General features: G+C 44.3%; 10 protein-coding genes, 1 other RNA gene and 1 pseudogene. 10 read left to right on the top strand and 2 right to left on the bottom strand.

Going from position 1 to position 16,648, the window contains the following annotated elements:
* Positions 1-169 precede the first annotated feature (169 nt).
* The 8 genes and pseudogenes from M4D81_RS26305 to M4D81_RS26340 all read left to right on the top strand — a co-directional run bounded on the left by M4D81_RS26305 (position 170) and on the right by M4D81_RS26340 (position 10,661).
* Positions 170-1,960 (top strand): acyl-CoA dehydrogenase family protein, encoded by a 1,791-nt coding sequence (locus M4D81_RS26305; RefSeq protein ID WP_113061485.1) that lies wholly within the window; start codon positions 170-172, stop codon positions 1,958-1,960.
* Positions 1,961-2,061: 101 nt separating this feature from the next.
* Positions 2,062-3,737: pseudogene (locus M4D81_RS26310) on the top strand (long-chain-fatty-acid--CoA ligase).
* A 98-nt stretch (positions 3,738-3,835) separates the two neighbouring features.
* The gene (locus M4D81_RS26315) at positions 3,836-4,285 is read left to right on the top strand and encodes a PaaI family thioesterase (RefSeq protein WP_260068578.1); all 450 of its coding nucleotides are present in this window, start codon (positions 3,836-3,838) and stop codon (positions 4,283-4,285) included.
* A gap of 265 nt (positions 4,286-4,550) precedes the next feature.
* Positions 4,551-4,781, top strand: a complete 231-nt coding sequence (secG, locus tag M4D81_RS26320) for a preprotein translocase subunit SecG (protein ID WP_009593367.1) — start codon at positions 4,551-4,553, stop codon at positions 4,779-4,781.
* 195 nt (positions 4,782-4,976) lie between these two features.
* The gene (rnr, locus tag M4D81_RS26325) at positions 4,977-7,622 is read left to right on the top strand and encodes a ribonuclease R (protein WP_260068589.1); all 2,646 of its coding nucleotides are present in this window, start codon (positions 4,977-4,979) and stop codon (positions 7,620-7,622) included.
* A gap of 148 nt (positions 7,623-7,770) precedes the next feature.
* The gene (gene smpB, locus M4D81_RS26330) at positions 7,771-8,250 is read left to right on the top strand and encodes an SsrA-binding protein SmpB (RefSeq protein WP_071219562.1); all 480 of its coding nucleotides are present in this window, start codon (positions 7,771-7,773) and stop codon (positions 8,248-8,250) included.
* 338 nt (positions 8,251-8,588) lie between these two features.
* Positions 8,589-8,953, top strand: a transfer-messenger RNA (tmRNA) gene (gene ssrA, locus M4D81_RS26335).
* A gap of 178 nt (positions 8,954-9,131) precedes the next feature.
* Complete coding sequence (locus M4D81_RS26340) at positions 9,132-10,661, top strand: Eco57I restriction-modification methylase domain-containing protein (protein WP_260068579.1); 1,530 nt, start codon at positions 9,132-9,134, stop codon at positions 10,659-10,661.
* Positions 10,662-10,710: 49 nt separating this feature from the next.
* Here the strand turns inward: M4D81_RS26340 and M4D81_RS26345 are convergent, their stop codons facing one another.
* Positions 10,711-11,778, bottom strand: coding sequence for a BsuBI/PstI family type II restriction endonuclease (locus tag M4D81_RS26345; protein WP_260068580.1), 1,068 nt, complete (start codon positions 11,776-11,778; stop codon positions 10,711-10,713).
* Between the two features lie 468 nt (positions 11,779-12,246).
* Between M4D81_RS26345 and M4D81_RS26350 the strand changes: the two genes are divergently transcribed.
* Entirely contained in the window at positions 12,247-13,482 is a 1,236-nt protein-coding gene (locus tag M4D81_RS26350) for a putative phage abortive infection protein (protein WP_260068581.1), read from the top strand.
* A 108-nt stretch (positions 13,483-13,590) separates the two neighbouring features.
* On the opposite strand, the gene M4D81_RS26355 is transcribed toward M4D81_RS26350, so the two are convergent.
* Complete coding sequence (locus M4D81_RS26355) at positions 13,591-15,360, bottom strand: hypothetical protein (protein ID WP_260068582.1); 1,770 nt, start codon at positions 15,358-15,360, stop codon at positions 13,591-13,593.
* Between the two features lie 550 nt (positions 15,361-15,910).
* Here M4D81_RS26355 and M4D81_RS26360 point away from each other — a divergent pair.
* Positions 15,911-16,633, top strand: a complete 723-nt coding sequence (locus tag M4D81_RS26360; protein WP_260068583.1) for a helix-turn-helix domain-containing protein — start codon at positions 15,911-15,913, stop codon at positions 16,631-16,633.
* Positions 16,634-16,648 lie beyond the last annotated feature (15 nt).

Below are 16,648 nucleotides of genomic sequence, written 5' to 3' on the forward strand. Positions count from 1 at the left end.
ATTCATTCCCGGAAATCCAAACTCAACAGCGATCGGAAGTACAATCCGCACGCGGAGCGGACATTTGTGCACCTCCCTTAAGCATTACTGCATCTAGGGGTCAATCCAACATAACACCAAGGCAGTCCTTGCACTCCAATATTCCACATTCCGAAAGGGGAAACCAATCATGAGCGATAACCAAACCAAAGAACCGAAAATCAAAGGCGGCAGCTTTGTCATTGATAATCCCGATAAACAGCGCATCCTGACACCGGAGGATTTCACGGAAGAGCACCGCATGATCGGCGAGACGGTGCGCGATTTTATCGACGGCGAAGTCGTACCGCATGATGAAGAGCTGGAGAAGCTGAATTATGAGATGACCGTAGACCTGCTTCGCAAGGCAGGCGAGCTGGGTCTGCTCGGGGCCGATGTGCCGGAGCCGTTCGGCGGGATCGGGCTGGATAAGGTCAGTTCCACGATTATTAATGAAGCGTTGGCAAAGGGATCGTCCTTTGCGCTCTCCTTCGGGGCTCATGTCGGGATCGGTACACTGCCGATCGTGTTCTTCGGCACCACCGAGCAGAAACAGAAGTACCTGCCGGATCTATCGACCGGCGCTAAAATCGCCGCTTATTGCTTGACGGAACCGACCTCCGGCTCGGATGCGCTGGGTGCCAAAACGACGGCACGCCTGTCGGATGACGGAGACTATTATATTTTGAACGGATCGAAGCTATATATAACTAACGCCGGATTTGCGGATATCTTTATCGTCTACGCCAAGATTGACGGGGAGCACTTCACCGCGTTCATTGTCGAGAAGGAGATGGAGGGCTTCACGCTCGGTCCGGAGGAGAAGAAGATGGGCATTAAGGGATCGTCGACGCGTCCGCTCTTTTTCGAAGATGTCAAGGTGCCGAAGGAGAACCTGCTCGGCGAGATCGGCAAAGGCCACCGGATTGCCTTTAACATCCTGAACATTGGAAGGTATAAATTGGCAGCCGGCACGGTCGGTGCAGCGAAGGAATCGATCGAGCTGAGCGCGAAATATGCTAACACCCGCAAACAGTTCGATACGCCCATCTCGCAGTTCCCGCTCATGCGCAAGAAGCTGGCCGAGATGAACATCACCACCTTCGTGATGGAGAGCATGGTGTACCGTACGGCAGGATTGCTGGACGAAGCGATGCAGGACATCGATTACAACAGCGAGGATGCCGGAATCCACTCGGCTGCGGCCATTTCCGACTATGCCATCGAATGTTCGATCAATAAGGTGTTCTGTTCGGAAGGACTCGATAACGTGGCAGACGAGGCGGTACAGATTCACGGGGGCTATGGGTATATCCAAGAGTACAAGGTGGAACGCATCTATCGGGACTCCCGCATCAACCGTATCTTTGAAGGCACGAACGAGATCAACCGGCTCCTGATTCCGGGCACGCTCGTGAAGAAGGCCATGAAGGGTGAGATCGCGCTCCTGCAAAAAGCACAAGGTCTCCAAGGTGAGCTGCTGCAGCTGGTACCTGGTCAAACCTTTGAAGGCACACTGGAACAGGAAGCGCACTTCCTGGAGATGAGCAAGAAGATTTTCCTCCTTGCAGGCGGTATGGCGGTACAGAAGTTCGGCACGAAGCTGGAGAAAGAGCAGGAGGCCTTGTCCAATCTGGCGGATATGATGATTGATATTTATGCTCTCGAGAGTGCGCTGCTGCGTACCCGCAAGCAAATCGAACGCACCTCCGAGGAAAAAGCAGCCAGCATGATCGAGATGACGCAGGTGTTTGCATACGAGGCGTTCCAGCGCATCGAAGCACTCGCAAAAGAGACGTTGGCCTCAGTCGAAACCGGGGATATGCTGCGGATGCAGCTGTCGGTGCTCAAAAAACTGACGCGTTGCACGCCGGTCGATACGGTGGCCCTCAAGCGCAGCATCGCAGCCCGCGTGGTCAAGAACGAGCGGTACACGGTGTAACACGCGTCAACGCCAATAAGATGCGTAAGTAACCGCAAAAGAGAGAGATTTTTCTTGGAGTAGGAAAGAAGGAGCATTCCTTAGGAAAGGGTTGGTTTTGTATGGATACAAAGCCTTGGCTGCCGTTTTATCCGCCCGAAGTAGCCCCCGCTTTTGATTATCCGAAACAGAATTTGGCATCATTTCTCGTGACGTCGGCACAGAAGTTTCCGAATCGGCCGGCCATGTATTTCATGGGCAAGACGATCAACTATAGAAGTCTGCTGGAGTCGTCCTATCGTATGGCGAACGCACTCCGCAGCAAAGGAATTAAGAAGGGCGACCGGGTAGCGATCATGCTGCCCAACTGCCCGCAGGTGGTGATCTCGTATTATGGCGTGCTGCTGGCCGGAGCCGTTGCCGTCATGACCAACCCGCTCTATATGGAGCGGGAAATTGCGCATCAGATGAAGGATTCCGGTGCCAAGATCATCATTACCATGGATATGTTTGTGTCCCGCGTTGAAAAAGTCATCGAGGAGACGGAACTGGAGCATATGATCGTCACGTCCGTGGCGGATTATCTGCCATTCCCCAAGAATCTCCTCTACCCGATCAAAGCCAAGAAGGAGGGCCCTCTTCCGGTCGTCAATTACGGGAGCCGCGTCCATGCCTTCAAAAAGCTGCTTGCGAGCTCACCGAATGACCCGATCTGCGAACCCGTGAAGGCGGAGAAGGATCTGGCCCTGCTCCAGTACACAGGTGGCACGACCGGCGTTCCCAAAGGCGTCATGCTGACGCATATGAATCTGATCGCCAACACCTTGCAGTCCGCGAACTGGTGCTTTCAGGTGGAGGATGGGAAGGAGCGCTATTTAGCGGTTTTGCCCTGTTTTCACGTGTTCGGACTGACCGTGCTGCTGAACCAGGCCATCTACCGTGCCGGCATGCTGATATTGGTACCGAAATTCGAAGTGACGATGATTCTGAACCTGATCAAAAAAATGAAGCCGACGCTCTTCCCGGGCGCACCGACCATGTATATCGCACTGATTAATCATCCCAAGATCAGGGAATATGACCTCTCTTCGATTAATGCTTGCGTCAGCGGCTCTGCCGGGCTTCCGGTGAGGTGCAGGATAAGTTCGAGGAGCTGACCAAAGGCCGGCTGATCGAAGGCTATGGCCTGACTGAAGCTTCCCCGGTTACTCATGTGAATCCAATCTGGGGAAGGCGCAAAATCGGCACCATCGGCGTACCTGTTCCGGATACGGATGCTAAGGTGGTCGATCCCGATACGGGCGAAGAAATGCCCGTCGGGGAGCCTGGTGAGCTAATTGTAAAAGGACCGCAGGTGATGATGGGGTACTGGAACCGGCCGGAGGAGACGTTCGACACGCTGCGAAACGGCTGGTTGTTCACAGGGGATATGGCAACGATGGACGAAGAGGGGTATTTTACGATCATCGACCGCAAGAAGGATATGATCATTGCAAGCGGTTTCAATATTTACCCTCGGGAGATCGAGGAAGTGCTGTATGAGCATCCTTCCGTCAAGGAAGCCGTTGTTGTCGGAACGAAGGACGATTATCGCGGCGAAACCGTTAGAGCTTATATCGTGCTGAAGGATGGCGCGTCTCCGGACCCTTCGGGCCTTGAGAAGTTTTGCCGCAGTCAGCTGGCCGCCTATAAGGTGCCACGCGAGTACGTGTTCCGCGATTCGCTGCCGAAGACGATGGTAGGCAAGGTGCTGCGCCGCAAGCTGCTGGAGGAAGAAGAGGAAGGCAGAACAGGCTGAAGCGCAGATAGCGGAGTAGGCACGTTAAGTGATTCATGTTATCCCGCTGGAATGGATACAGTACTAACGACGTCATAACAAAAAAAGGAGGCGGCCTGATGAATCATACCAATGCCAATCCGGATACGAAGACCGGGCAGCCGGAATTCGACCGGGAGGCGTACATTGAGGCTATGACCCAAGCGGCGGAGCCCACCTTCTGGGGATATCTCGGCTGCAAGCTTGCGTCTGCCAGCTCGGAGGCGGTTGTTGTAACGCTGGATGCCAAGCCACATCATATGAATATGATGGGCATCGTGCATGGCGGCGTACTCTCCTCATTGATGGATAACGCCATGGGAATTGCCGTCATGCTGGAGCGCCCCGGCGAATCCACGGTGACGAGCAATCTGAACGTGCATTTTGTCATGCCGGCCAGAGCGGGTCTCCTTACCGTAACGGCAAGCATCGTGCATCAGACGCACCGTTCGGTAACGACGGAATGCCGAATTGCGAACGAGAAGGGCGAGCTTGTGGCGATCAGCACAGGATCCTTCCGAGTGAAATAAAGCAGCCTTGGCTGCTATGAAACAGGTGGTCTGCCAACGCTGGAGGGGCAGGCCATTTATTTTTGGGGTGAGCTGCAGCTACTTCAAAGGGAATACAGAAGAAAAAGGTGAATCAATGACATGATTCTGGTTGGAGTGATTCACCCGTACTCCTTGTCAGCTCGATAAAGCTGTGGTACAATAAAAATGCTGTTTTTCATGTAGAATCTAGAATGTCTCTTCAGATAATAAATTTAGATGTTTACATACGTAGGAGGTGGAAGTCATGGTTGTATTTTTTGAAGTGTTGCTTGTTATTTTCTCCATCGGGTTGATTACTGTCGTTCTTCTCCAAAAAGGGAAAAGCGCAGGTCTTGCCGGTGCCATCTCCGGCGGTGCGGAACATCTTTTTGGTAAAACAAAGGCTCGCGGTATGGATCTCGTACTGCAGCGTACAACGGTAGGTCTTGCAGCAGGATTTATGATTTTGGCCATCGTTGTTGCTATGTTGAAATAACAATTAACGTTACCCTCGCTTTTTCACTCTTGGAAGAGCGGGGGTTTTTTATTGCCTGAATTTTGGAATACATAGGTTAAGACGGTGTTCGGAAGGATACCGAGGATTAAATTCGTGTATACTAGGGTATGAGTATATGAAGGTAAAGAATGGATAGCGGAACGATGAAATTGCAGGTTCCCCGAGGTGATAATGATGATAACTGAAGAAATATTACTGAATTTTATGCGGGAAACTGCATACAAGCCGATGACGTACCAGGAATTGGAGCAGCATTTTGCCATTAAGGATGCCCATGAATTCAGGGAATTCTTGAAGCTGCTAAATGAGCTTGAGCAATCCGGAAAAATCATTCTGACCAGCACCCAGCGATATGGCGTGCCGGAACGGATGAATTTGCTGCGCGGACGACTGCAGGCTCATGCGAAGGGTTTTGCCTTTCTGATTCCTGATGATCGCGAGCACCCGGATGTGTACATTCATGCCAATGACTTGAAGAGTGCGATGAATGGAGATATCGTGCTTATTCGGATCAGTTCCCAAAGCAGCGACGGCGGCAAAATGGAAGGCGAAGTGGTCCGTATCGTGACGCGCGCCGTCACCCAAGTCGTGGGTGTATTCCAGAACCATGAAGCCTATGGCTTCGTGCTGCCGGATGACAAGCGGATCAACCGGGATATTTTTATTCCGAAGCATGCGATTAACGGAGCCGTTGATGGCGTGAAGGTCGTGGTGAAGCTGGTCAGCTATCCGGAAGGAAGAGCGGCGGCCGAGGGCGAAGTGGTGGAGATTCTGGGTCACAAGGACGATCCGGGCGTCGATATCCTGTCCATTATCCGCAAGCATCAGCTGCCGGAAGGGTTTCCCGAGGAAGTGCTGACTGAGGCGGATGCAGCCCCGGATGCCATTACGGAAGAAGAGATTGTGCAGCAGGGACGCCGAGACTTGCGTGGCTTGAACATTGTGACGATTGACGGCGAAGATGCCAAGGATCTGGATGATGCGGTGAATGTGGAACGTTTACCGAACGGGAACTACCGTCTGGGCGTTCACATTGCCGATGTCAGTTATTACGTCCGTGACCGCTCCGAGCTGGATAAGGAAGCTTACAATCGCGGCTGCAGTGTGTATTTGGTGGATCGGGTTATTCCGATGCTCCCGCACCGTCTGTCCAACGGCATATGTAGTTTGAATCCGCAGGTGGATCGTCTGACGATGTCCTGTGAGATGGAATTCAACGAGCAGATGAAAGTTGTGAAGCACGATATTTTCACGAGTGTTATTCGTACAAAAGAACGGATGACGTATAACAATGTACGTAAAATCCTGGTGGACGAGGATCCGGAGCTGATCGAGCGTTACAGTGACCTCGTGGAGGATTTCCGGTTGATGCGCGAGCTGGCCCTGAAACTGCGGAACCGCCGGATGCGCCGGGGGGCGGTGGATTTTGATTTTGTGGAATCCAAAGTCATCGTGGATGAGAACGGCAAACCCGTGGATATCGTCAAAAGAGAACGCTCCATCGCGGAGCAGATCATTGAGGAATTCATGCTGGCGGCCAACGAAACCGTGGCTGAGCATTTCCACTGGCTGAAAGTACCGTTCATCTACCGGATCCATGAGGACCCGGATCAGGAGAAGCTGCAGAACTTTATGGCGTTCGCGGCCAATTTCGGGCATCAGGTGAAGGGACGGGGCAACTCGATCCATCCGCGTGCGCTGCAAAACCTGCTGGAAGCCATTCAAGGCACGAAGGAGCAAACGGTGCTCAGCACGATGATGCTCCGTTCGATGAAGCAGGCGAAATATGACGCGGAGAGCACGGGTCACTTCGGCCTTGCTGCGGAATATTATTCTCACTTTACGTCTCCGATTCGGCGTTACCCCGATCTGGTCATTCACCGGGTCATCCGGGAAGTGCTGGAGAACGGCGGTGCGCTGGATGAGAAGCGTCATGAGGTGCTGGCGGGCCGGATGGCTGACATCGCTCAGCAATCCTCGGAGCGCGAGCGTGTGGCCGTGGATGCGGAGCGCGATACGGAAGCGCTCAAGAAAGCCGAGTTCATGCTGGATAAGGTCGGCGAAGAGTTCGAAGGCATTATCAGCAGCGTGACCAGCTTCGGTATGTTCATCGAGCTGGAGAACACGGTCGAAGGCTTGATTCGTCTCAGTGCGATGACCGACGACTATTATCATTTCGATGAGGGCCATATGGCACTGATCGGGGAGCGGACCTCGAAGGTATACCGCATCGGTGATGATGTGAAGGTTCGCGTGGCGAAGGTGAACATGGACGATCACACCATCGATTTTGAGATGGTGGATATGAAGCCGCGCCGCCAAGGGCGCGGCGAGGGCGACCGCGGCGGCAACGGCGGCCGCGGGTTCGGTGCCCGCGATGGCGCAGCCCGCGGGGGTAAGGGCCGCGGCGGTAAGCGCGGCGCGGCCGAAGGCGGCGCGCCAGGCGGGCGCCGCAAGGACAGCGCCGGCGGCCAGGGTGGCCGCGGCGATACCCCGCCGAGCGGGCGTGGTGCGCGCGGTGGCGGTGAAGCAGCTGCTGGAGCTGGCGAGCAGCAGGCGTCGAATTTCGCCTTTGGCTCCGGCAAAGGCGGATACAGCTCCGCCAGCGGCGGCGCCCTGGGATTTGACCGCAACGCGCGCTCCGGTGGTGCCGGCGGCAAGGGTCGACGCAAGAAGACGGCGGGCAGCGGCATTTTCATCGGCGAAGGTCCAACACCAGGCGGCAATGCTGGTGTCAACTCCGGCGGCGGCGGTGGCCGCAAACGGAAGAGCAAGGGCGGAAACGGCACGGCCGCTTTTGTCCGCAAGAAGAAAAAGTAACATTCTCCTCCTGATCTATCGCTGGAGGCGCTTGCCCCACCTTGCTTTTGGAGGCTGACGTTTGATACAATGGACTTCTGGTGAGATTGCATTGGCGGTCTGCCGGAAGTCCTTTTTCCATTATCATTGTTGATCAAGGGGTGAGACCATGGGTAAGAAAAGTGACGGGAAGGTTCTGGCCCAGAACAAAAAAGCTTCCCATGATTATTTCATCGAGGATACGTATGAAGCCGGGATGGTGTTGACCGGAACGGAGATCAAATCCATACGGAACGGCCGCGTCAATATCGGAGATGCATTCGCTACCATTCGGAATGGCGAGATTCATATCCATAACATGCATATCAGCCCGTTCGAGCAAGGAAACCGCAACAACCCAACGGATCCTACGCGGACACGGAAGCTGCTGCTGCACAAGGAGCAGATCCGCAAGCTGCTGGGCCTGTCCAAGCAGGACGGTTACGCGATCGTACCGCTGAAGATCTACGTTCGTAACGGCTATGCCAAGTTATTGCTGGGCCTCGGTAAAGGTAAGCGTCAGTACGACAAGCGTGCCGATGCCGCTAAGAAGGATGCACAACGCGATATCCAGCGTGCGCTGCGCGAGAAGCAGAAGATTGCAAGGTGATGGTAATTGGTAATTATCATATTGGTGATGAAAGCTAAGTTTGATCTCCGTATGAGATATTTGCCTAGAAATGATGGAGCAGCTTGCCCGATGGCAGCTTTTAGCTGTGTTACCTGCAATGTATATATCATTTTGATGTAAAATGTGATATACTAAGTGATGTAAGAGAGATCAACAAGATCTTTGACAATCAGCATACAGCCTGCGTATTCCTTTCTTGGAGGGAAAGAATGCGCAATAGATGGACTGCTATGACTGAATACATTCTTTGATTTAATCCGATAGCCCTTTTTGGCAGGAACGCCAAGGTGCGAAGCACCGGCATTTCTCCAACTTAAGGGGGCGTTTTTGGATTCGACGGGGATAGTTCGGGCATGAGTAGCGGGTAGTGGGGACGCGTCCACTTCATCAACGCTAAAGCCAATTAAACGGCAAACAACAAAACAACTACGCTTTCGCAGCTTAATAACCTGTGAGCGTGCTCTCGCTCTGTATCGCCCATGTACCGGGATGAGGGCTCAACTTTAGTGGGATACGCTGTCTAGTCTCCGCCTGGGGCTAGCTGAAGAAGATAATCAGGCTGACCTGAAGGGAATCCGGTGACAGGGAGTTCCTAGGGTGACATCAAATCTGTCACTACACCCGTAGAAGCTTGTGTTGTCGTTATCTTCGGACAGGGGTTCGACTCCCCTCGCCTCCATACATAAACCCCGCTCATTGAGCGGGGTTTTCTGATTTAACTTAAAAAAAATCGACCATTTGTAGACATAAATATTCATTAATGAAATATGAAAGATTTAAGTTGGGTAATATAGCACGTATGTTCTTATTGATTTATAATGATCCTTAAGAGAATTTACTTGAGTGGAGGCAAGGCTGTAATGTTGATAAATGATATTGAATTGCCTAATATATTCAATTCTATATTTAATAATATTGATACAACACGAAAACAAGTTAGTAAAGAGACTGTTAAAAAAGTAAAATCAGATTTAGGACAGTATTTTACTGAACCACAAATAGCCCTCTTTATGGGAGGAATGTTCAACAATCCTGTACGCCATGTGAAATTACTTGATCCAGGAGCAGGAATAGGAATGCTGACATTAGCTGCGATCGCTCATTTCTGTAAAATTGCTAACAAACCAATAAGTATTGAAGCTACTGTTGTTGAAATCGATGATAAGCTTTTACCGTATCTTATACAATCATTAGAACAATGCAAACAGATGTGTCTGACTCATAATATTTCTTTTGAATTTAATATTATTAACGAAGACTTTATCGATTATGGTTCTTCATTAATCAGAAACAAGAGCCAACCTTTTAATAAAGTTATTCTAAATCCACCTTACAAGAAGATAAATAGCAACTCAAAAACTCGATTAACATTAAAAGAGATTGGAATTGAAGCAAGTAATTTATATGCTGCATTTTTGTCTCTTTCTAAAAGGATTTTGATAACAGAAGGGGAATTGGTTGCTATTACGCCACGCAGTTTTTGTAATGGGAGTTATTTTAAGCTATTCAGATTAGATTTTGTTAATGATATGAGCTTTAGAAAGATTCATATTTTTGATTCTAGGAAAGATGCTTTCAAGGATGATGATGTCCTCCAAGAAAACATCATTTTTCTAGCGAACAAAACATATGATTACAGACCGGTCCTGATTTCCTCGTCTTCAACAATTAGTGACCCAATGTCAAAAACCTTTTTAAATTACGAAGAATTAATACATCCTAACGACCCGGAAAAGTTCATTAGAATTTTATTAGATGAATCTGATATAAATGTCAAATCCCTAATGAACAAGATGAGTAGCACATTAGATGATTTGAATTTGAAAGTTTCTACCGGAAAAGTGGTGGATTTTCGAACGAAAGAAAACCTCAGGCATGATATAACTGAAGAAAATAAAGAAGTAATGCCTCTTATCTATCCTCAACATTTTAGTCAGGGGTTTATAAAATGGCCTATTATTCCAGGGGTGAAGCCTAATGGGATTATTCTGAATAATTTCACTTTGAAATCACTTGTACCAAACGGGAATTATGTATTAATTAGGCGTTTTTCTTCCAAAGAAGAGAAGAAACGAATAGTACCTGCAATTTTGGAAGCCTCTAAGTTCGATGTCAATTATATTGGGCTAGAGAATCATTTGAATTATTATCATATTAACGGCCAAGGATTACCATTAGATTTAGCAAAGGGGCTCGCAATATATTTAAGTTCAACAATAGTCGATCGATTCTTCAGACAGTTTAATGGAATTACACAAGTTAATGTTGGAGACTTAAGAAGTTTGCCCTACCCTAGCTATGATCAATTAATTAAATTAGGTTCGATAATGAAGGATAATTTCCCCTCACAGCATGAAATAGATAAAAATATTGAAAAATTAATAGAATGAGTGATTTTCGATAAAAAGACAACCCTTAAGGTTGTCTTTTTATCTTTTTCTATGCTAGTAATTCAGCTAACAGTTTTTTATTGTTATTATTGTCAATTAGTTGAATTATACTTTTTGGATCATCAGCAAACCACACGAAAGAGCCCCAAGCTAAATTACTTTGTGCCTTTCGATAGGCGGGGTCTGAACGTGAAGAAAATACAGTTACAAAAGCACAGTCTTCTTCCGATAAATTACTTGCTTCTGCAATTCGAACAAGTTGCTCCTTTCTTTCTCCTGTGATAGGACCATCAGTATGAACAATTTCTATAAATACTAGGAGAAATTTATTTCCTGTATCAGCTATGATAACATCGGGCAGTATTTTTTTGGGGTTAATCGTTAGTCGAAGAAACTCAAGTAGTTTTCCAAATTGCCAATGAACCTTATCTGCTGATTCACTTATCAGTAACACTTCTGGCTTTGATAGAAACTCTTTAGCAAAAACTTCAACAGTATGCTTTGTTAACACTGAGCTTTTCCCTGTGTCAAGAAATGTTTTACTATTACCGTGATTAATTTCAATGACACTTCGCTTTTCAAGGGCACGTAGCTGTTGTATTATTATTGCGCCTTGATGTAGATTTTTTTCTTGCCAAGCTAAGAAAGAATCAGTAAGATCAGTTACATTAACTAGAGGATTTAGAAGTTCAATGAAATTGCGATTTAAGTAATATCTTGGTTTTGAAGAGGTGGTCGGAATCCCTTCTTCTTCTTGAACTATGCCTAATCTTTTTAAAGTTGAGATGGTGTCATCTCTAATTGACTCTCGCGTATTTTCACTATACCATCGTTCTTTAATTGGTGGCTTTTTATGGGCCTGCATGGATTTAACCCAAAACCGCCGTTCTGCTTCATTTAATTTAGTGGCTTGTTCATCATTCATGACTGTAACGGTAGAAGGACGAATTCTTTCAGTCTCTCCTTCAATAGCAAAACTGTATAGCATAACGAAAATTGTTCTTGCTGCTACTATATTCCTGGCATAATTCGCATTCTCGACATTCTCAGGAATTAATAATTGCAAGCGTTGCTTTATTTCTTCTACTGATGGAATAACATTATTGTACCAGTTCATTTTTTATCCTCCTTAACTAATAGTCCTACTTTCTGAAGTATAACATTAATGGTTGTTTTTCTGCAAGTACGAAATTATACCTTCAGAATAATATTATAACCTCCAGATAAATACAGAGGATTTCAAATGTGGGAACTTACGGTTAAAATCTTAGATAACAACTGATTGAATTTAATTTTTTTGTGAGATTTTTAGTTTTAAAATAGGGTTCACATCCGTCGAGAAAATTCTTTTAACAATGAGCTGAGGTTTTGTAGTAGCACTATAAGTTTTTTGTGTTTTGTGCTAAGTTTATGAATATTAGCATCTAGTAGCATTGTGCATTTAGAAATCAAAATAACAATCTTATTAACTAAGGTGTCTAAAAATTATAGTAACAACAAGCCAGTTATGGCACTGCTGGGGCGCTCTGGTCAATCGTTTTGATATTACCTATGCTCAAACGGAGGCAGATTTTTGGGGGAGAACATGAATAAAACTAAACAAAAGAATGAGAAAGAAACTCGATGGTTACATAGAAAAGAAAATTGGTGGATTGGCATAGGATTTATAATAGCTTCTAGTGCTATAAGTCTCCCGTTTATATTAATGTGGGTATTCAAAAAGGACTTCGCGCTTGATAATTTCGAGGCTTTGGGAGTAGTTGGTGATTTCTTCGGAGGTACTACAGTAGGGCTTCTGTCTTTGGCAAGTATCATTTTTGTGACAGCAGCAATTATCATGCAAAAGGAAGAGCTAGGGTTGCAGCGTGATGAAGTAAAAAAAGCCCGAGAAGAGTACGAGGTAACCAATGCAACAATGAAAAAGCAACAATTTGATAGTACGTTCTTTAATATGATCAATCTTCATCATAACATAACAAAAAATATTGAAATAGGAGAGATCAGAGGAAGAGCAGCTCTAGAGGAAATTCTTAAAAAGATAAAATTCACTTATAATAGTGATATTTATAGCAGCTACGTCCAAACTTTAAAAAAAGAGGCTATTTCAGGGGATAAAGCATTATTAGATGAGCTTATTAAGAATGAGTTTTTTAATTCCTATAAGGCTACTTTTATACAAAAGAATCTTGATGAATTTAGTTACCCTTTTATAGAGGAAGACGAAGAACCAGATACTAGCATCGAGGATAACTTTTTTAAATCTTTAGAAATGGGTACAAATATCGAATGGAATGATCGAGAAGTAGAGTTAAAGAAAATTTATAAAGATGAAGTCTACATGAAAGATGGGAGCTACGAGACTTGGTTAGATGACCTTAATTTTATGAGTTCATGTGAAATGTACTCTTGCCATTATATGACTAAGTTTAATAAAGAATTTAACCAAGAGCCCTTAAAAGAATTGAAAGTTGCAGCCTTCAAAAAGGTATACGATGCTTATGAAAGCCAACTGGGGCACTATTTCAGGAATTTGTATCATATTGTTAAGTTGATTCAAGATGAGAAGTTTAGTGAAGATCATCAAGAAAATCGTAGGGAACAACAAAAATACCGAGGCATACTTCGAGCACAGCTCTCATCTTTTGAATTATTATTAGTATTTTACAATTTGGTTTATTCTGAGAAAGGTGAAAAGTTTAAATCGATATTAAAAAATACATGCTTTTTTGATGATCATCTAAGTAATTTTATATGGCCCAATGATTTTTTAGAGTTGAGAGAAATTGATGCAGGTAAAAATTATAGTGAAATTCCTTCATAAGTAAAGCTTGATGATGAATGCTCCAATGAGGTAGTGACTACCTCGTTGGAGTTATTTTAATAAGGAAATTAATGAAATAGGGATCAATAGTTAAACTGAAATCTCATTTTATGAGTTGATCATAGTTCGTCCGTTTTTTATATAACTAGACTTTACGTAATGATATGTTGCAGATTTATTGCTTTGCTCAAAGGGGATAAAAGTAACGCTAAGGGAATCTCCCTCCGACAAAACCTTTACTTTGTTCTTAATCATTTCGACATTTTTTATACCTACAGGTGGTAGTTGAATATCAATTTCAATAACAAAAGTAATACCAAATATTGAAAAGTCCCTATGTCCTTCGCCTTTAAATAATATTGGGCTACCCGATTCCAAACTATCAATGAACTGGTTCAATAGTTTAAAATCATTTACCACTATTGTGTAATCTTCCAAATCTATGGTTTCCGAATTCGTTGAGATAATCCTTTCAAGCTCGGCAATTATTGTTATGTCGTCCGTACCTATTTGTTCTGGCAGTTCAAATGTAACACCGAAAAAAGTTTCAATATTAAACAACATCTCTAAAACCTTAATCAGTTTATCATCTAGTTTGCCTTGATTTGAGATACTGATTTTTGAAGAAAAGCAAATATTCTGAATATTATCTGCATATACCATTTTCAAAGATGTACCTTCTTGAGCCAAGACTATGCCTTTTGTATATTGAAGGTGAGCATTAACATCTTGCTTTCTCTCTTCGGGTATACAAATATCAAAATTCGAGCTCTCTTGTGTTTTTATATTATACTTAAATTTATATTCGATCTCTCTTTCCGGTTGATTCTTATTACTAATTAGGATCACATCATCTTCTATAACTTCAATTATCTGCATCCAAACATCGAAACGGACCTCATCTCCGATGATTAACGTTGTTTTTATGATCGGGAATGGAATAGGTGGAATTGACATTACAAGTTGTCTTTCTAACGTAGACTTTTTTTTCTCAAAGAGATGGTCCCCTGCATATAGTTTGAATTCCTGAAGTTCCAGCTCTACTGTGACCTGCTTATTACGTCCATATTGAATTATTTCACCAAGATTCTGAAAGTGTTTGTATTCCTGTGGTATTACGATCTTTACTTCCATCCGTTTTTCAAGCCCTTCAATTATGTCTACATTTTGTGGCTTTTCCAAAATAGTAACTTCTGAGCCGTCTATGGACACTTCGTAATTCCAATCTTGATCTTGATGGGCGTTAGATAGCATTCGAATTATTGAGGCTAATTGTCTTTCTGCTGACTGCAAATTATTACTTTGGAGCATACTTGTCAATTGTGCTAAAAAGGTTATGTTAGGATCAAACAAAGAGGCCTTTATTTCTTCGACTGTTTGATTAATATTATTGCTTATTTCAATAGCTTGATTTTGTTGATCCTCTATTAAACTTAAACCTTTATGGAGTTGGGCCATACGATTAATTAACTCTAGATCTGAAGGGTCCCAATGTATTTTTTTATATTCATTTAATTTATCAAGAATAATTGAGAAGAAAGGAACTAACTGATCCTGATATCGAGGAAAACGCTCGATGTAAGGATCCAATACAAGTCGATCTTTATTGATTTTGCCAGGCTCAGTCCCCTCAAAAATCCATCGAAATATTTCAGCCCTATTATCAGGGTCCTCCAGAAGTTCAACCAATAAATTATCAGGTAATTGTATCGTTGCCTTTGCATCGGCAATTGCAGCAGAAAAAATATTCAGTGTTTTCTGAGAGTAGTTATCCTTAGACCAGGTAGCTTTTAAATCGCGGAATGTTTTTGAGTTTGTAACTTGTGATACAAATTTGTTACTTAAACTTTTTATGATAGGTGAAAGTATTGGATCCATATGCTTATTATCCTCCTTGAAAACACCAATGAATATCCGTGTTTTTCTCTATCTTATTAGCGGTGACTACCTTTGGAGAATTGCGAATCAATGTGGTTTATTAAGTTATATTTAAATTTCTTTTAAGTGTTCCCATTCTTCTGTCAGTTTTGGATTCAATTTTTGAAAGATCTAATTTGATAGTGAAATCCCCATACTGGCCTTTGTCAGCCCTTCTTGGCAGGTTAATACTGGGAGTATACGATCCAAACTTGAATTGATCAACTACATTGTCGGCAAAATAAGTAGAGACTTTGTTTGATAGCGCAGATAGAAGTGTTGATTTTAGTTTTTTCGTCGTCTTTTATAACGAGCTTGCTGGCCAGGTCTTCAAGATAAGATTGAACAGACATCAAGTACCACCACTTTACAAAATAATACAAATTATAACATGAAAGATACACCTCGTATTAGAAAGTTGCTTAAACATTCCTTTTTCATTCCTTTACAAAAGGAATGTTACAGGATATTATACTGAATGTAAGGGTAGTTAAAAAGGAGTTGGTACTTAATGGCTAGGTATTTCACGGAATTAATTCGCAATGATCGTAATCAGCTGGGGTATACACTTGATGAATATGCTTGGAAAATAGGATATACTGGACATTATTTTGGGAAGATAGAAAGAAATGAAGTTACTCCATCCCAGAAGTTGTTAACGATTTTATCAAACGAATATGGTTATTCTCTGTATACGTTGATTGCTTCATTGAGAGGGATAAGCGGAATTCCTATACAGTTTGGAACTGATATTAGAGCTCAACTATTAGATGATACTGAAATGAAGCAATTACTATTAACACAGTACTATGAAATTAAGGCTAACAGTAAATTGAAGTATGATAAAGAATTTCCTCATTTGTCTGCTGTTACAGGAATATCTGAAGAAAGATTAGAACAGATAAAATCTAGTTTTGACAAGCCTGGTGCTAACATAAGTCTTGATGAAGCGACTCGCATATGCAGTGCATATAATATGAGGTTTAGTGAAGTTTTTGTAGTGTCATGTTGTGATATTCGGAACCAAAAAATAGGGGATTTAGCATTTACAATTGAGAATTATATCGAGCGCCATCGTACAGAATTTATACGGTCTTTTTCAGAGTTTGATGATAATCTAACAGAAGACGAAAAGGTGTTTCTAGGGGAAATGCTAAAGTCTTATCGTGCACTTAAACTTAAACCTCAAAAAGACAATGAGTTTTTAGAGCCGAGCCATTCGGATCAGCGTTAGAGATAAGTGTCATCA

Origin of the sequence: Paenibacillus sp. p3-SID867, from assembly GCF_025142895.1 — a bacterium.
Classification (GTDB): domain Bacteria; phylum Bacillota; class Bacilli; order Paenibacillales; family Paenibacillaceae; genus Paenibacillus_AQ.